This is a genomic window from Streptomyces capoamus (assembly GCF_014654935.1).
GTDB classification, from domain to species: domain Bacteria; phylum Actinomycetota; class Actinomycetes; order Streptomycetales; family Streptomycetaceae; genus Streptomyces; species Streptomyces capoamus.
On sequence record NZ_BNBF01000002.1, the window covers coordinates 204,237 to 219,750 of the forward strand.

Consider the following 15,514-nt stretch of genomic DNA (forward strand, 5'->3'; position numbering starts at 1 on the left):
ACTCGAGGTCCTCGGGCAGGCCGCCGACGTTGTGGTGCGACTTGATGTTGGCGGTGCCGGTGCCGCCTCCGGACTCGACCACGTCGGGGTACAGGGTGCCCTGGACCAGGAACTCCACGGCCGGGCCCTCGTCGGCGATGATCTCTGCCTGCGCTTGCTCGAAGACGCGGATGAACTCGCGGCCGATGATCTTCCGCTTCTCCTCGGGGTCGGAGACCCCGGCGAGCGCCTCGAGGAAGCGCTCCTCGGCGTCGACGACCTTCAGCTGGACGCCGGTGGCCGCGACGAAGTCCTTCTCGACCTGCTCGGTCTCGCCCTTGCGCATCAGGCCGTGGTCGACGTAGACGCAGGTCAGCTGGGAGCCGATGGCCTTCTGCACCAGGGCCGCGGCCACGGCGGAGTCGACGCCGCCGGACAGGCCGCAGATCGCGCGCTTGTCGCCGACCAGCGCGCGGATGGCCTCGACCTGCTCCTCGATCACGTTGCCGGTGGTCCAGCTCGGCTCCAGGCCGGCGCCGCGGTAGAGGAAGTGCTCCAGCACCTGCTGGCCGTGCGTGGAGTGCATGACCTCGGGGTGGTACTGGACGCCGTAGAGCTTCTTCTCGTCGTTCTCGAAGGCGGCGACCGGGACGACGTCCGTGGACGCGGTCACCGCGAAGCCCTCCGGGGCGGCGGAGCAGGCGTCGCCGTGCGACATCCACACGTGCTGCTCGGCCGGGGTGCCCTCGAAGAGGGTGGAGGAGTTCTTGGAGACGTGCAGGTCGGTACGGCCGTACTCGCGGGCGCCGGTGTTGTCGACGGTGCCGCCGAGGGACTGGGCCATGAGCTGGAAGCCGTAGCACATGCCGAAGACGGGGACGCCGGCCTCGAACAGCGCGCGGTCGAGGGTGGGGGCGCCCTCCTCGTACACGGACGAGGGACCGCCGGAGAGGATGATCGCCGCGGGGTTCTTGGCGAGCATCTCGGCCACCGGCATGGTGCTGGGCACGATCTCGCTGTAGACCCGCGCCTCGCGGACGCGACGGGCGATGAGCTGGGCGTACTGCGCGCCGAAGTCGACGACCAGGACGGTGTCGGTGGTGGCGGCAGACTGGGTCGCTGATGACACGGGGTGCCTTCTGGTGGTCGGGCGGGGGTCTGTGCCTCCGATTCTACCGGGGCGGCCGCGGGACCTCCGTGGCGAGCCCGCGTGGCATACTGGCCCGCATGCGCAAGCACTCGACCTTCGTCTTTACCTATGGCATCCGGCCCGCCGGCTGCCATGGTCGTGCTGCTTGAGCGAACGCCAAGCGACTTCCCAGGCGCCCCGGGCCGACAAGGCCCGGGGCGCCTGTCGTTTTCCCGGGTCGCGCCGTCCCGGGGCAGCCTCCATCCCGACGAGGAGCCCCGCATGACCGCCACCAGCATGACCACCACCAGCCCGGAAGCGGCCGCCGGCCCGGAGACGGTCATCGCCGACGCCCGTGAGCGCATCGACGCGCTCGACGACCGGATCATCGGCCTCATCCAGGAGCGGATGGCCGTCTCGGCCGTCGTCCAGCAGACCCGGATCGCCTCCGGCGGGCGGCGGGTGCACCTGTCCCGCGAGATGGAGATCCTCGCCCGCTACCGGGACGCCCTCGGCAAGCCCGGCACCAGCGTCGCCATGACCCTGCTGGAGCTGAGCCGGGGTCGTATCTGAGTTCGGCCCGTTCTCACCCGTACGGCGCCGTGACCAGTCCGTGGGGCGCTTCGTTGAGCGGGGTGTCCGTGCCAGCCAGGGGCGGGCCCGACAGAACCACGCGTGGCTCGCTGGGGCGATGAGGCGTACGGGTCGTGCCGTACGCCGTGGGACCTCGCTCCAGGAAGTGACCGGACGGCAGGGGACAGCAGCCCGGTCACCCAAGAGAAACGGCCCGGCTCCGGGGACGCCCGGGGCCGGCCGGCGGAGAACTGCACACAGGCCACAGGGCACACGAACACGCGGCGCACCCCCCCGGCGCCGCTCCCGGGCACCGGCGCTGCCCTGACGCCGGTGCTGACCGAGAGAAGGGCCCCGCGGCGTCTCCGCCCGCGGGGCCCTTCGTCATGCCCACGGCCGGGCCCCTGCGCCATGTGACTCGCCTCACATCACAATTCCCTGCCGCCGAAGCAACCCTTCTCGCTTTTCGCTGATCAAACGTGCCGGATCAAGAAAACGGTGAGAGGGACCTGCCTTCGGAGGGGGAGGCAGGTCCCTCTCACCGTTTCTCCGACGGGCGCACCGCCGGCATCCCCAGGAACGGCAGCCGCAGCGCGCCGAACGCGTCCGCCGGGACCGCCGGGGCCTTCGGCGCCACCGGCTGCAGCCGCTCGTACGCCGCCCCGGGTGCCGGGCGCGGATCCTCCTCGCCCTTGTTCGGCCAGAACGACATCGCCCGCTCGGCCTGCGCGGTGATCGTCAGCGAGGGGTTCACGCCCAGGTTCGCCGAGACCGCGGCGCCGTCCACGACCGAGATGCCCGGGTGGCCGTAGAGCCGGTGGTACGGGTCGATCACACCGGTGTCCGGGGAGTCGCCGATGGGGCAGCCGCCGAGGAAGTGCGCGGTGAGCGGGGTGCCCATCAGCTCACCGACGTTGCTGCCGGCGAAGCCGTTGATCTCCGCGGCGAGCGCGGACGCGGCCTCGGTCGCCGCCCGGATCTGCTTGGGGTTGGGCGCGCCGTGGCCCTGCCGCGCGGTGAGCAGGCCCTTGCCGACGCCGTCCGGCTTCAGGTAGGTGGTCAGCGAGTTGTCCAGGGACTGCATGACCAGGCCGATGATGGTCCGCTCCGACCAGCGCCGGTTGGACAGCGAACGGGCGACCAGCAACGGGTGCCGGACCGCGTTCGCCAGCCAGGCCAGCGCGCGCGAGGAGCCCTCGGCGTACGGCACCTGCAGGATCGACAGGCCGCCCATCGCGTTGGAGCCCTTGCCGTAGCGGACCGGCTCGATGTGGGTGTTCTCGTCGGGGTGGATGGAGGAGGTGATGGCGACGCCCCGCGTGAAGTCGGCCTTCGGCGCGCCGGTCGCCCTGCGGTAGCGGCGGTCGTCGGTCTGCGCGCCGACCAGCGCCTCGGAGTTGGTGCGGGTGAGGTCCCCGAGCCGGGCGGACAGGTACCGCAGCTGGCCGCCGGCCCGCATGCGGTGCAGCAGGGTCTGGGTGCCGTAGGTGCCGGCCGCGAGGACGACCCGGCGGGCGGTGAACAGCCGGCCCGCGCCCTTCTTCTTCCGGTCGGTCGGCAGGGTCGCCACGGCGTAGCCGCCGCGGGAGTCGTCGGTGACGGACACGACCGTGGTCATCGGGTGGACGACCGCGCCCGCCTTCTCGGCCAGGTGGAGGTAGTTCTCGTTGAGCGTGTTCTTCGCGCCGTGCCGGCAGCCCGTCATGCACTCGCCGCACTCGGTGCAGGCGGTGCGGTCGGGGCCGGCGCCGCCGAAGTAGGGATCCTTCGCCTTCTCCCCCGGCCGGGCCTTCGTCCGGCCGTCGGCGTCCTCGCCGTCGCCGAAGAACACCCCGACCGGGGCCAGGTGGAAGGTGTCGGCCACGCCCATCCGCCGGGCCGCCGCCTTCAGGTGCACGTCGGAGGGGGTCATGGTGGGGTTGAGCCGGACGCCGAGCATGCGCTGGGCCTGGTCGTAGTACGGCTTCAGCTCCGCCTGCCAGTCGGTGATGTCCCGCCACTGGGGGTCGTCGAAGAAGGCCTTCGGCGGTACGTACAGGGTGTTGGCGTAGTTGAGGGAACCGCCGCCGACGCCGGCGCCCGCGAGGACCATGACGTTGCCCAGCAGGTGGATGCGCTGGAGGCCGTACATGCCGAGCTTCGGGGCCCAGAGGTAGTTCTTCAGGTCCCAGGAGTTCCTGGGCAGCGTGGCGCGGGTGAAGCGGCGCCCGGCCTCCAGGACGCCGACCCTGTATCCCTTCTCGGTGAGCCGCAGGGCGGACACCGAACCGCCGAACCCCGAGCCGACGACGATCACGTCGTAGTCGTACCCGTCCTCGTCCCGGGTCTGGACGGACTTCTCCTGCGACACGTGCTCTCCTCGTCGAGAACTAGCGGAACCGGAACGCCTTCATCAGCTTCAGGCTGGTGGTCATGAACCGGGCGTAGGACTCGTCGTCCATCCCCAGCGAGGGCGCCATCGGCAGCAGCCGCTGCTGCGCCACCGTCTGGGCCTCGGTGTACTTGAGGATGCCCTCGGAACCGTGGCGGCGGCCGAGGCCGGAGTCCTTCATGCCGCCCATCGGGGACTGGACGCTGCCGTAGGCCGGCGCGTAGCCCTCGTTGACGTTGACCGTGCCGGTGCGCAGGCGGGCGGCGACCTCCCGGCCGCGGCGGGCGTTCGCCGTCCACACGGAGGCGTTCAGGCCGTACGGCGTGGCGTTGGCGCGTTCGACGGCCTCGTCGTCGCTCTTGAAGCGGTAGACCGAGACGACCGGGCCGAAGGTCTCCTCCTCGCAGACGGACATGGAGGGCTCCACGCCGTCGAGGATGGTGGGCTCGAAGAAGTAGGGCCCGATGTCGGGGCGGGCCGCCCCGCCCGCGATCACCTTCGCGCCCTGGGCCACGGCCTCCCGCACGTGCCGTTCGACGGTCTCCAGCTGGCGTTCGCCGACCAGCGAGCCCATGTCGGCGCCGTAGGCGAGGGAGTTGCCGAGCCGCATGGCCCGGGTGCGGGCGGCGAACCGCTCCAGGAAAGCGTCGGCGACGGACTCGTGGACGTAGAGCCGCTCGATGGAGATGCACAGCTGTCCGGCGGAGGAGAAGCAGGCGCGTACGGCACCGGCCGCGGCCTTCTCGACGTCGGCGTCGTCCAGCACCAGCATGGCGTTCTTGCCGCCGAGTTCGAGGGACACCCCGACCAGGCGGGAGGCGGCGCCGACGGCGACCTCGCGGCCGGTACGGGTGGAACCGGTGAACGAGACGTAGTCGGCGTGCCTGACCAGCTCGGGGCCGACGACCGGGCCCTCGCCGAGGACGACCTGGAAGACGCCGTCGGGCAGCCCGGCCTCGATGAGCAGGTCACGGGCCCACAGCGCGGTGAGGCAGGTCTCGGTGTCCGGCTTCATCACGACGGCGTTGCCGGCGGCGAAGGCGGGCAGGGCGTCGCCGACGGACAGCTCCAGCGGGTAGTTCCAGGGGGCTATCTGGCCCACGACCCCGCGCGGGTGGCGCAGTTCGGTGACCTTCGTCAGGGCCGGGATGGCGCCCGTGTGCCGCTTGGGCCTCAGGTAGGCGGCGGCCCGGCGCCCGTAGTGGCGGGCCGCGACGGCGACGGCCTGCACCTCCTCGTGCGCGTGCAGGCGGGCCTTGCCGGTCTCCAGCTGGACCAGGTCGAGTACCTCGGCCTGCCGCTCCAGCAGCAGGTCGTGGAAGCGCAGCAGGACGGCGGCCCGCTGCCGGACCGGGACCTTGGCCCACACGGCCTGGGCGGTGCGGGCCGCCTCGAAGGCCCGGGCGACGTCCTCCGGGGTGGATTCGGGCAGGTCGGCCAGTTTCTCGCCGGTGAACGGGGTGTGGTTGGCGGTACGGCCGGAGCCGACGACGCCCTTGGCGAGCCGGGCCACCAGCTCCGGCGTGACCACGTCGGCGGCGGTGCGGGCGCCTTCGGGGGCGGGCGCGAGCGGGTTGGTACCGGCGGTGTCCGGGGCCTGCGTGTCCGTCATGACGCGCAGGGTATGCCGCGGCGGGGGCTTTGTGTACCCGTCGGTAACGGGGATTCACCGAGCGCTCACACGCTGCCAGCGATCACTGGCAGAGAACGCGCTGATCAGGGCGTTGAGGGGGCGGAAGCGGGGACGATCAGTCGACTTCGGTTTTTCTCGCGAGGAGCAGCCCCAGCGCGGCCAGGGGGGTACGCCGGGGCGCGGACGGCACGGGGGCGGGGGTCTCGGGGGCAGCGGGCGTCAGGCCGGCGGTCGCGGGGGCGGGTTCGGGTGCCGGTTCCGGTTCCGGTACGGCCGCCGTGGGGCCCAGGTAGGCCCGCAGTGCGGCCTCCGTCTCCGCCGCGTCCGGTCGCGCCGCCGGATCGCCGGCCTGCAGCCGGTCCAGCAGCGGACCCAGCGCGCCGGGGTCCGTGTCCCCCAGGGCCGCACGCAGCAGCGCGCCCAGGGACCACAGGTCACTGGCCGGGCCGGCGCCGGGCCCCGCCGCCCGCTCGGGCGCGACGAAAGCGGCGGGCGCGTCCGGGGCGTGCGCCCCGCCGACACCGAAGTCGGTGACGACGACCCGGCCGGTGCCGGACTCCAGCAGGACGTTGGCCGGCTTTACGTCCCGGTGCACGATGCCGACGGCGTGGGCGGCGCGCAGGGCGCCGAGCACCGCGAGCCCGATGCGCGCGGCCTCGGCGGGCGGGAGCGGCCCGCGGCCCAGCACCTCGCGCAGGGACTCGCCGGACACCAGCTCCATGACGATCCAGGGGACCCCGGCCTCGGTGACGACGTCGTACACCGCCACGGCCGAGGGGTGCCTGACCCGGGTGGCGGCCCGTGCCTCGTGGTGCAGCCGGTGCGCCTTCCGCCCGCTGTCCTCGTCGGCGGCCGGGTCGCCGGGGAGCAACGGCTCCTTGACGGCGACCTCCCGGTTCCCCCGTTCGTCCCGGGCGCGCCACACGGTCCCGGCCGGTCCGGCACCGAGGCGCCCGGACAGGCGGTAGCGGCCGCCGATCAGACGTGCGTCGGGCGGGTGTTCGCCGTCTTCGGTCATGTCACATGAGTACCGTGCGCGGCGGTCCGTTGTCGAAGCGGGGGCCCGGAGACGGGGCCCGGGCCCGGCGCCGGGCGGTCACGCGGCCCACCGGTGCAGGCTGAAGCCGTGCGCTGCCGCCCGCACTTGGACCGCTCCGGCCCCGCCGAAGTGCGCCGGGACCACCAACGCCCGTTCGTCGGCCGCTCGTTGCAGCACCCGCTGCCGGGTGCGTGCCGCCCGCTGCGGGTCGAGGCAGAAGCAGCTGCTGCACTCGGGCCGCAGGATCTGCACCGGGCTGTGCAGCAGGTCGCCGACGAACACCGCCCGTTCGCCCCGCGACTCGACCCGCAGTACGGCGGAGCCCGGCGTGTGCCCCGGGGCGGCCTCCAGCACGAGGTGTTCGTCGATGCGGTGGGCGTCCTCCCACACCACCGCCTGCCCGGCCCGGTGCACGGGCGCGACGCTGTCCTCGTAGACCAGCCGGTCCACGGGCCGCGTGCCGCCCGCGTAGCCGCCCGCCGGGCCGAAGTGGTGGTCGTCGGCGGCCGGCAGGAGGTAGCGGGCGCCCGGGAAGGACGGCACCCACGCACCGCCGGCGTCCACGGTGTTCCAGCCGACGTGGTCGGCGTGCAGGTGCGTGTTGACGACGACGTCGACGTCCGCCGGCCGGACGCCCGCCCGCTCCAGCCGCCCCAGGAAGTCGCCCTGCCGCCGGTGGAAGAGCGGACTGCCGGGGCGTTCCCGGCCGTTGCCGACGCCCGTGTCGACCAGCACGGTCCGGCCGCCGCTGCGCAGCACCCAGGTCTGGAGCGTGACCACCGCCCGGTCGCCGCCCGCCTCCCGGTGGTCCGGGACGAGCTGCGCCGCATGAGCCTCCCAGACCTCCGGTCCGCACTCCGGCACCAGCTCGGCGGCGGGCACGTACGGCCCCTGCCACTCGACGATGCGCAGCACCTCGACGTCACCGATCAGGAAACTCTGTACGCGATCACCGGTCATACCGAGAACCGTACGAGCCGGTGGTGAGCGTCTCCATGCGTGATCGGCGCGTTCGCATACGCTGTCGTCTCATGGATGTGGTCAGCGACGCGATCGCGGCGGTCCGGGTGGGCAGTCCCTCCTCGAACCGGCTGCGGGTGACCGGCGCCTGGTGCGTCCGGCTGGCGCCGTACGAGGGCGCAGGCTTCCACGTCGTCCTGGGCGGCTCCTGCCTGCTCCTGCCGGACGGGGGCGGGGAACCGGTCGCCCTGGGCCCGGGGGACGTGGTGCTGCTGCCGCACGGCGCCGGGCACGTGCTGGCGCACGCGGCGGCGGAACCGGCGGACGTCCGGCGGGCGGTGCCCTTCGAGGAGCTGCGGGACACGGACGTACGGCGTAGCGGTCCCGGGCCCGCGGTGGAACTGCTGTGCGGCAAGTACCGGCTCGACCGCAGCCGTACGCATCCCCTGATGGCGGAGCTGCCGCAGGTGGTGCATCTGCCGCACCGGGCGGGCGGCCACCCGGAACTGCGCGCGGCCGTGGACCTGCTGGCGCGCGAGCTCGCGGAGCGCCGGCCCGGCGGCTGCCTGGTGCTGCCCAGCCTGCTGGACCTGCTCCTGGTCTACCTGGTCCGGGCGTGGATGGCCGAGGCGGAGACGGGCGCGTGGCCGGCGGTGCTGGACGACCCGGTGACGACGGCCGCGCTGCGCGCCGTGCACTCCGATCCGGCGGCCCCCTGGACGGCCGCCCGTCTGGCCGCCGAGGCGGGTGTCTCCCGGGCCACACTGGCACGCCGCTTCACCGCGCTGGTCGGCCGGCCGCCGATGGCGTACCTCACCTGGTGGCGGCTGACCCTCGCGGCGACCCGGCTGCGCGAGACGGACGCGCCGCTCACGACGGTGGCGCGGGAGACGGGGTACGGCAGCCCGTACGCCCTCTCGCACGCGTTCAGCCGGGAGTTCGGGATCACACCGAGCGCCTACCGGGGCTCCGGGGTCAAGCGCCCGTGACCGAGAAGGTGTCGACCGCCACGTCGAAGTACTCCCGCGCCTCGCGCACCTTCCCGACCGGCGCCGACACCCACACGTCGTACAGCAGCCCGTTCTGCTCCCAGCACAGGTCGTAGGTGTGCCGGGGGCCCTCGGCCGCGCTGAACCCGTCCCAGGTGAACTCCCAGAAGGCGGCCGGGCGTCCGTCGTGGGTGGTCCGGGTGACCCGGCCGTCGTGATAGCCGGGGTTGGTGGACGGGCCGGCGGCGGCCGAGCGGTCCAGCACGCTCTCCGGGCCGCCCGGCTGCGGCGCGCCGACCCTGACGCCGAGGCGGAAGGTCTCGCCCGGCGAGAGGTAGAAGACGCGCTGCCCCTGCGGGCTGCGGGTGAAGCCCTCCGGCACGGCGAGGGAGAAACCGGCCGGGTCCCGGGCCGTGCGGTACCCGGAGGGCGCGGTGTGCGAGCCGCCGGCGCCGGGGGTGGGGCCCGGCACCGGGCGGGTCCTGGTCGGCGTGGGCGCCCCGGCCGTACCTCCGCCGGTCCGGGTCGGGGACGTCGCCGTACCGGTCCGGGTCGCCGGGGACGTCGCCGTACCGCCCGGGGTGCCGCCGCCCCCGTTCCCGCCCCGGTGCAGCAGCAGTGCGGCGGCCGACACGCCGGCCCCGGCCAGCGCGGCGACGAGCAGCGCCGCCACCAGCACCGCGCGCCGGGACGAACGGGCCGGGGCCGCGTCCCCGGGCGTACGGGCCGGGTCGGCCGGCACCGGGCCGTACGGCAGGTCCAGCTGGGTCGGTGAGTAGGGCGCCGGGGGCTTCGGCGCGCGGCCGGCGCCGATCCGGTGGATGAGCCCGCCGTGGGCGCTCGCGGTGCTCCGGCCCGGCACGTCCGGCGTGCGGCCGGTCTCCAGGTACGTCCGCAGCATCCGCTCGGCGTCCGCCGCGCCCAGCCGCCGGTCCGGGTCCCGCTCCAGCAGGCCCCGTACGACGGGCAGCAGCGGCTCGGCCTGGGCCGGCGGGCGGATCTCGTCGGCGACGACGGCGTGCAGGATGCCGCCCAGCGAGTCGCGCCGGAACGGCGACTCGCCGCTGAGCGCCGTGCACAGCAGCGCGCCCAGCGACCACAGGTCGGACTCCGGCCCGGTGCGCAGCCCGGACATCCGCTCCGGCGCGGTGTACTCGGGCGAGCCGACGAACGAGCCCGTCTCGGTGAGCGTGGTGGCGCCCTCCACCTGCGCGATCCCGAAATCGGTGAGCACCACCCGGTCGGTGCCGGACTCGAGCAGGACGTTCGCGGGCTTGATGTCCCGGTGCAGCACCCCCGCCTCGTGCGCGGTGCGCACCGCGCTCAGCAGGGCGACGCCGATCCGCGCGGCCTCGGCGGCGTCCACCGGCCCCTGCCGGGAGATCCGCTCGGCGAGCGAGCCGCCGTCGATCAACTCCATGATGAGGTAGGGCCGTTCGTCCTGCTCGACCACGTCGTGCACGACGATGATGTGCGGGTGCCGTAACTGGCAGACCGCGCGGGCCTCGCGGAACGTGCGGTCACGGCGGCGGCGTGCGTCGTCGTCCGGGAGCGAGTCGTCCGGGAGGAGTTCCTTGACCGCCACCTGGCGGCCCAGCACCTGGTCGCTGGCCCGCCACACGACGCCCATGCCGCCGCGCCCGATGCGTTCCTCCAGGCGGTAACGGCCCGCGATCAGCCGGAAGCCGGCTCCCTCGGTCCCCATGCGCCCCATCATGCCGCACGGGGTGCCCGCCCTCCGGGGCACCGCCCGGCCAAGACACACCGCGCGGCCAGCCATTTTCGGCCGACTCGGGGCGCCCCGGCCCGGCCGGCTCAGCCCTCGTCCGGCTGCTGCCAGCCGCGCAGCACCCAGGTGAACTGCTCACCGGTCGTCGCCCAGTCACCGGCCGGTGAGGACATGTAGATCGCGTACTCGGTGCCCTGGCGCGAGAAGTACGTCTCCTCGACCGCGTGGCGCGGACCGGGCACGTAGGGCGGGTCCTTCCTGAGCGCGGTCCAGGTGTACTCCCACCGCGCGCCCTTGCGGTCGCGGTAGAGGTTCTCCTGCATCGAGACACGCCGGTAGTCGACCAGCCGGTGGAGCTGCTGCTCCAGGTCCTTCTGGTGGGAGAGGGCGTCGGCGTAGTCCGGTGAGCGGTCGACGGCGATGCGGACGAAGTGCAGGCCCTTGTCGGGCGTGTAGTCGATCTGCTGGAGGTCGCCGTCGACGCCGTACACCTTGCGCTTCCAGCCCTTGGGCAGGGACAAACTGAAGCCCAGCGGGTCGTGGTACGTCCTCCAGCCGGCCGGGAACGTCCCGTCGGTCCCGGGCGTGTCGCTGTCGGCGGGCGCCGGGGCCGGGCTCGTACCCCCGCCGGCGCCGGTGTCCGTGCCGCCCCAGTGCTGGATCGCCACCGCGCCGGCGCCGCCGAGCACCGCCGCGAGGGCGATGACGAGCGCCAGGGTGCGCAGCCGGCGGGGCCGGGCCGGCGCCGGGCCGCCGGGCGCGTACGCGCCGCCCCCCGGCGCCACCGCCGTCGGCCCGGTCACGAAACGGCCCCCGCCGGAACCGCCGGACCCGGCCGCGTGGCCGGGGCCGTTCGCTCCGTGGCCGGCACCGCTCGCACCGTGGCCGGGGGCCGAAGTCCCGGACGGGGAGCCGTACTCGACGGCGGTCGTGCCGGAACGGGAGCCGTAGCCGGGGCCCGGCGCACCGGCACCGGAGCCGGAGCCGGAACCGTAGTCCGGCCCGTACGCGGAGCCGTACTCGGCGGCGGGCGTGCCCGGGCCCCGGCCGGGGGGCGTGGGGACGCCTGAGCCCTGGGTCGGGACGAACGCCTGTGCCGCGCGCGGGCGGCGGCCCTCCGCCGCCTCCGCGAGCATCTGCTCGGCCTCCTCCGCGCCCGGCCGCCGGCCCGGCTCCTTGTGCAGCAGCGCGGCGATGACCGGGGCGAGCGGGCCGGCGTACCGGGCCTCGTCCGCCTCCTCCTCGACGACCGCCTGCATGGTGCCCAGCGGCGAGGTGCGCCGGAACGGCGAGCGGCCTTCGACCGCCGTGTACAGCGTGGCGCCCAGCGCCCACAGGTCGGAGGCCGGCCCGGGGTCGTGGCCACGCACCCGCTCGGGCGCCAGGTAGTCGACCGAACCGACGACCTCCCCGGTGCGGGTGATGGTGCTGTCGCCCTCGATCTGGGCGATGCCGAAGTCGGTGAGCAGGACCCGGCCGTCCTCGCCGAGCAGCACGTTGCCCGGCTTGACGTCCCGGTGGAGCACCCCGGCGGAGTGGGCGGCGCGCAGCGCCCGCAGCACCCACAGCCCGATCCGCGCGGCCTCGGCCGGCTCCACGCGTCCGCGCTCCTTGACCGCGTCGGCCAGCGAGGCGCCCTCGACCAGCTCCATCACGATCCAGGGGCGGCCGTCGTGTTCCAGCACGTCGTGCACGGTGACGACGGCGGAGTGGTTGATGCGCGCGGCGGCCCGCGCCTCGGCCCGGGTGCGGGCGAGCAGGACGGCCCGGTCACTGTCGGAGACGTAGAGCGCTGCGGTCAACTCCTTGACGGCGACCTGCCGGTGCAGCACCTCGTCGTGGGCGCGCCACACCCGGCCCATGCCACCCCTGCCGATGGAGTCGGCGAGCCGGTAGCGGCCCGCTATGAGCAGGCCCTGCATCTGATTCACGTTGCCCCGCAATGCTCTTGACAGGGTCAGACTAAGGACCGGCCTGCCCGCAGGGAACAAGCGGGGTGCCAAGGAAACCGCACTGTGACGATGGTCATTTCCGCGCGAGAAGGGGAACCGGAGGGCGCGGGAGAGGCACGGGGAACGGGAACCGGAAGGACTCCGTCCCGGCCCGTGCACGCGCCGCTCAACCGGTGTAGCGGTACGTCGCGGCGGCCTGCTCGTACAGCCGTGTCACCTCGTCGCGCTCGGCCTCCGGGCCGCGCACCTGCAGGACGTGGTACCGGCCGTTCAGCAGCAGTGCCATGTTGCGCACGAACAGGTCCCGGCCCTGCCCGTCGGTCCAGGTGAACTGCCCCTCGGCCATGGTCCGTCCGCCCACCTCGATGGTCCGCAGACCGGTGGCCGTGGCCCAGCTGGAGTCACGGTACGGCTGGAGTTCGCGCTCCTTGTCCCGCTGGTAGACCATCGGATCGCTGCCGTACGCCGACGTGCCGTCCCGTCCCGGTACGACGATCAGCTCGAAGTTCCCGTGCGCGTAGACCACCTGGCCGCCGCCGTTCTTCGGGGTGCGGCCCCAGCCCTTCGCCACGGCGATCCGGAAGCCGTCCGGGTCCTTGCGCAGGGTGAACCCGTCGGGGACGGAGGGGTCCCCGCCGGTCTGGGTCTCGGTCGCGGGCACGGAGGCGGTGGCATCGCCACCCGGCGCGCTCGGTCCGCCGGACGGCTGCCCGGTGCGCGAGGGCGCGGGGCTCGGCCGTCCGGCGCTGCCGGTACGGTCGCCGCCCGCCGCGCCGTTCGCGCCCTGCTTCGGCATGAACAGCATCGCGTACGCGATCGCGCCGGCCAGCAGGAGCAGGATCAGCAGGAGCAGGGTCCGGCCGAGGCTGCGCGGTGAACGGGCGCCCTCCCGGCCCCGCTTGTGCCGGCCGTGCGGATGGGGCGCGGGCAGCTTGGCGCGCCGCCGGCGCACCAGCTCGCCGCGGCGCCGGACGATCGGCAGCCGGCGCGGGTCGGCGGGCGGAACCGGCACCACACGGGTGCCGGCGTCCGGCTCGGGCGCGGACCGCACCAGCGACCGCAGCCAGCCGCTCAGCTCCTCCACGTCCGGCCGCTCGGTGGGGTCCTGGCGCAGCAGCGACTCCACGACCGGCCGCAGCGGACCGCACTCCTCGGCGAAGGCGGGCGGCTCGGCGCACACCAGCTGCACCAGCTCGGCCGTCGACTCCTCCGGGTAGGGCGCGTGTCCCTGCACGGCCCGGAACAGCAGGGCGCCCAGCGCCCACAGGTCGGTGGCCGGGCCGATCGGCGCGGCCAGCTGCCAGTTCTCGTGCACGGGACCGGCCTGCTCCGGCGCCCAGCGTTCGGTCACCGGTCCCACCACGGTCATCCGCACCTGCCGCGCCCGCTCGGCGGCCAGCGCGGTCCCGGGTCCCCGGCGTACGGCACCCGGCTCGTCCCACCGGCCGCCCGGCCGCGCCGGCTGAGCGGGGTCCAGGGGGTCGGCGGGGTCCAGGGGGCCGGCGGGGCCGACGCCCCGGCGGCCGGCCCCGGACACCGGCTCGGCGCTCGGGAAGCGGTCCGGACCCTGCCCCTGGCCCGGCACAGAGGCGTACCCGGCAGGGGGGTCCGCCGCGGGCAGACCGGGCCGGAGGCCACCGCCGCCGAGGGCCGGGGGCGCGCCGTCGGGTCCGGTACGCGGTGCGGCACCGTGCCACGGGGCACCGCGCACCCCGTAGGGGTCGGCTATCCGCCCGGGCGGCCCCGTGCTCGCGGCGTCCGAGGGGTACGCGTACGACGCCCCGCCCTCGGCCGGCCCCGCCCTGCCGTCGTCCTCGGCCGGCGAACGTGCACCGGGCAGCGCGGGGCGCCCGCTCTGCTGTGCCTCGTGGATCCGGGCGGCGGCGCGGGCGCCCGCGCGGTAGGCGGCGATGGCCCCGGCCCGGGCGGCGCGGACGTCGGCGCCGCTCTCCAGGGCGGGCAGGGCGGCCGGGCCGGGAGCCCCGTGCGCGTCCGGTGCCGGAAGTCCGCCGGCCGCCCGCGCCCGGATCGCCGCCCGCCGCGCGGCCTCGGGGTCGAGGTCCGTGGCCGGGTCGCCGGGCACCCCGGTGACCGCGGGGCCGGGGCCGAAGCCGAGGGGGCCGCCGGCGGGGGCCGGGTCACCGCCGTCGCCCAGGTCCTCGGGCGCCGGGACCGGGTCGTACCCGCACAGCGCCTCCTCCGCCGCGCCGACTGCCAGGCCGGTGAGCATCACGCGGCCGTCGTCGCAGACCAGGACGGTGCGCGCGGTGATGTTGCGGTGCACCCAGCCGTGGGCGTGCAGCACTCGGAGCGCCATGAGCACGTCGGCGGCGACCTCGGCCGCCCGGTACGGCGACAGCGGCTGCCGGGCGAGCAGTGCGGCCAGCGGTCGCGCGGCCACCAGTTCACTGACGATCCACAGCGACCCGCCCTCGGCGAACACGTCGAAGACCTGGTCCAGGCGCGGATGGTCGGGGATGCCGGCCGCGGCCTGCGCGGCCTCGACGGCGCGCCGGACCGCCGGATCGGCCGGCTGCCGGGTGGCGCCCCTGGCGTCGGGGGAGCGGCGGCCGCGCTGCCGTGCGGTGAACCCCTCCGGCAGCCCCTCCGCGTCGAGCACCTCGGCCTCGACGACCTCCGGCAACGGCACCTGGCGGACGAGGACCTCCTGGCCGCTGTAGGTGTCGAAGGCGCGGGTCTCGGTGAGTTCGTACTCGTCGGACGGCGGCAGCGGCAGGCGGTAGCGGTCGGCGAGCACCCGACCCGCGTAGTCGTCCACTGTGCCTCCCCCGGCCGCCCGGTTGGTCAAGTCCGATCGCCTCACGGTCCGTTTCGCCCACGCATGCGGCTGCGTACGGTCCGCGACCCTTCACGATACGTGCCGGAGGCAACCCGCATTGAGAGGATGACGGATTCTCAGGCACCAAACCGGTGCGCGGGACCTACCCCTTGGGCTTGAAGGACTTCGTCAACGTCTTCCAGGTGTCCTTGCGGAGATCGCCGTGCCATTGCGCGTCCTTCGCGGTGTACATCAGCGCGTACCCGAGGTGGTCGTTCACCACGAAGCCCCGGTCGATCGTGCGGTACCCGGTGCCGTCCTCGGTGTACGTGAACTCCCAGTCGGCGGTGTTCCAGCCGCGGTAGTCCACCTTCTCGATGC

11 protein-coding genes are annotated in these 15,514 nt (G+C 74.6%); 2 read left to right on the forward strand and 9 right to left on the reverse strand.

Annotation, left to right across the window (positions count from 1 at the left end; genetic code table 11):
• Positions 1–1,108, reverse strand: a 1,108-nt coding sequence (gene guaA / locus IE312_RS04440) for a glutamine-hydrolyzing GMP synthase (protein ID WP_229899035.1), incomplete at its 3' end; no start/stop codon positions are given.
• A gap of 297 nt (positions 1,109–1,405) precedes the next feature.
• Between guaA and IE312_RS04445 the strand changes: the two genes are divergently transcribed.
• Positions 1,406–1,681, forward strand: coding sequence for a chorismate mutase (locus IE312_RS04445; RefSeq protein WP_189978979.1), 276 nt, complete (start codon positions 1,406–1,408; stop codon positions 1,679–1,681).
• 538 nt (positions 1,682–2,219) lie between these two features.
• Here IE312_RS04445 and IE312_RS04450 read toward each other — a convergent pair.
• The 4 genes from IE312_RS04450 to IE312_RS04465 all read right to left on the reverse strand — a co-directional run bounded on the left by IE312_RS04450 (position 2,220) and on the right by IE312_RS04465 (position 7,684).
• Positions 2,220–4,031, reverse strand: coding sequence for a GMC family oxidoreductase N-terminal domain-containing protein (locus tag IE312_RS04450; protein WP_189978571.1), 1,812 nt, complete (start codon positions 4,029–4,031; stop codon positions 2,220–2,222).
• A gap of 19 nt (positions 4,032–4,050) precedes the next feature.
• Positions 4,051–5,664: a succinic semialdehyde dehydrogenase gene (locus IE312_RS04455; protein WP_189978573.1), complete on the reverse strand. Its 1,614-nt coding sequence runs from the start codon at positions 5,662–5,664 to the stop codon at positions 4,051–4,053.
• Positions 5,665–5,800: 136 nt separating this feature from the next.
• A complete protein-coding gene (locus IE312_RS04460) occupies positions 5,801–6,703 on the reverse strand; it encodes a serine/threonine-protein kinase (RefSeq protein WP_189978575.1) in 903 nt (300 codons plus the stop codon).
• A 78-nt stretch (positions 6,704–6,781) separates the two neighbouring features.
• A complete protein-coding gene (locus IE312_RS04465) occupies positions 6,782–7,684 on the reverse strand; it encodes an MBL fold metallo-hydrolase (protein ID WP_189978577.1) in 903 nt (300 codons plus the stop codon).
• A 71-nt stretch (positions 7,685–7,755) separates the two neighbouring features.
• On the opposite strand from IE312_RS04465, the gene IE312_RS04470 reads away from it, so the two are divergent.
• Complete coding sequence (locus tag IE312_RS04470; protein ID WP_189978579.1) at positions 7,756–8,673, forward strand: AraC family transcriptional regulator; 918 nt, start codon at positions 7,756–7,758, stop codon at positions 8,671–8,673.
• On the opposite strand, the gene IE312_RS04475 is transcribed toward IE312_RS04470, so the two are convergent.
• The 4 genes from IE312_RS04475 to IE312_RS38720 all read right to left on the reverse strand — a co-directional run.
• Complete coding sequence (locus IE312_RS04475) at positions 8,660–10,378, reverse strand: serine/threonine-protein kinase (RefSeq protein WP_189978581.1); 1,719 nt, start codon at positions 10,376–10,378, stop codon at positions 8,660–8,662. The two genes, IE312_RS04470 and IE312_RS04475, sit on opposite strands and share 14 nt — an antisense overlap.
• Positions 10,379–10,488: 110 nt before the next feature.
• Entirely contained in the window at positions 10,489–12,324 is a 1,836-nt protein-coding gene (locus IE312_RS04480; protein WP_189978583.1) for a serine/threonine-protein kinase, read from the reverse strand.
• Positions 12,325–12,520: 196 nt separating this feature from the next.
• Positions 12,521–15,133, reverse strand: coding sequence for a serine/threonine kinase C-terminal domain-containing protein (locus IE312_RS04485; RefSeq protein WP_189978585.1), 2,613 nt, complete (start codon positions 15,131–15,133; stop codon positions 12,521–12,523).
• 163 nt (positions 15,134–15,296) lie between these two features.
• Positions 15,297–15,514 (reverse strand): serine/threonine kinase C-terminal domain-containing protein (locus tag IE312_RS38720; RefSeq protein ID WP_502266956.1); only part of this gene is annotated, 218 nt, incomplete at its 5' end.

What these genes read in the sequence shown, in the direction of transcription:
- IE312_RS04445 (WP_189978979.1), top strand. Translation starts at nt 1,406, where the DNA reads ATGACCACCACCAGCCCGGAAGCGGCCGCCGGCCCGGAGACGGTCATC.
- IE312_RS04455 (WP_189978573.1), bottom strand. Translation starts at nt 5,664, where the DNA reads ATGACGGACACGCAGGCCCCGGACACCGCCGGTACCAACCCGCTCGCG.
- IE312_RS04460 (WP_189978575.1), bottom strand. Translation starts at nt 6,703, where the DNA reads ATGACCGAAGACGGCGAACACCCGCCCGACGCACGTCTGATCGGCGGC.
- IE312_RS04465 (WP_189978577.1), bottom strand. Translation starts at nt 7,684, where the DNA reads ATGACCGGTGATCGCGTACAGAGTTTCCTGATCGGTGACGTCGAGGTG.
- IE312_RS04470 (WP_189978579.1), top strand. Translation starts at nt 7,756, where the DNA reads ATGGATGTGGTCAGCGACGCGATCGCGGCGGTCCGGGTGGGCAGTCCC.
- IE312_RS04475 (WP_189978581.1), bottom strand. Translation starts at nt 10,378, where the DNA reads ATGGGGACCGAGGGAGCCGGCTTCCGGCTGATCGCGGGCCGTTACCGC.
- IE312_RS04480 (WP_189978583.1), bottom strand. Translation starts at nt 12,324, where the DNA reads ATGCAGGGCCTGCTCATAGCGGGCCGCTACCGGCTCGCCGACTCCATC.